The 1,306-nt window shown below is 59.3% G+C and carries 1 protein-coding gene; it reads left to right on the forward strand.

Annotated elements, in window-relative coordinates; genetic code table 11:
- On the forward strand, positions 1 to 1,306 hold a 1,306-nt coding region (locus tag RXV88_RS23505; protein ID WP_316296167.1), incomplete at both ends, for a calcium-binding protein.

Here is a 1,306-nt window from a genome sequence, read left to right on the forward strand (position 1 = left end):
GTCATTCGTTGCGCTCCGGGACGGGACGTACTTCATTTCGGTGCAAGGAATTCCCGAAATGTTGTGGGGCGGAATGCCAGTGAGCGGAGCCGTCGACTACCAGCTGACGATGTCCGTGGTTGGCGTAAGTCTGTCGGGAACGGATGCGCCGGATACACTGATCGGAACGGAAGGCACCGATGAACTGAGCGGCCTGGGTGGAGATGACCGCCTGGAAGGGCTGCAGAGCAACGACCAGCTCTTGGGTGGGGACGGGAATGACATCATTCTGGGCGGAGAAGGTAACGATGTTATCACTGGCGGCCCCGGAGACGACACGATCGTCGGCGGTTCTGGAAGCGATACGGTTATAGTCCTGAGTGGCTATCAAGACGTTTCGGTTTCCGGGATCGCAGGCGGGATCCGGATCTCGACTGTGGATGGTAGCGATGATCTCATCGGTATTGAAAACGTCCACTTTTTTGGTGGTACCCTTCCGTCGGGAGAACTCCACGTTGATGAGCCCTACACGGAAGATCAGCTTCTGACCGGCACCCTTGCATCGGAAGGCCTTTTAGGAGGCTTTGGCGACGACAGTATCTTTGGCTTTGACGGCGACGATACGTTATACGGATCTTCCGGCGACGACATTATTGGTGCTTCCAGCGGAAACGACTTGGTCTATGGCGGCAATGGCAACGATACCTTGGGCGGCGGGACGGGTAACGATGAGATGGAAGGAGGCTGGGGCAACGACTTCATGGGAGGCGGGCTCGGGGCAGATCGCATGGACGGTGGGCCTGGTGACGACGTCGTCAACGGGGGGCAGGGCGATGACACGCTGTGGGGGAAACCGGGAGCAGATACGATCGGCGCGAGCTTCAACGATGATTCGGTCTATGGCGGTTCGGGCGCAGATTTCATCGGTGGCGGAGCGGGCTCTGACCTGCTGGAAGGCGGTGCGGACAACGACCGAATTGGCGGCGGCGAGGGCGACGACACGGTGCTCGGCGGGTCGGGCGACGACTTCCTCGCCGGCGGTGGACGCAACGACAACATCAAAGGTGGCGACGGTGACGATACCATCAACGGCGGTGACGGCGACGACACCATGAGAGGCGGTGAGGGCGCTGACGTCTTTGTCTACAACTTCTTTAAAGATGGCGATGCCGACATCATTACTGATTTTGAGGACGGCGTAGACAGCCTTCGTATCCGCGTTTTCAACCCCGAAACCGGCGAATTGAACGTCCCGGCTCAAGGTCTTGATGGCAAGGTGGCCGCCTTGAACATCACCGATACCGCCGGGGGCGCGCTGATCGACTAC

The sequence above is a fragment of the Aestuariicoccus sp. MJ-SS9 genome (assembly GCF_032586235.1).
GTDB lineage: Bacteria > Pseudomonadota > Alphaproteobacteria > Rhodobacterales > Rhodobacteraceae > Aestuariicoccus.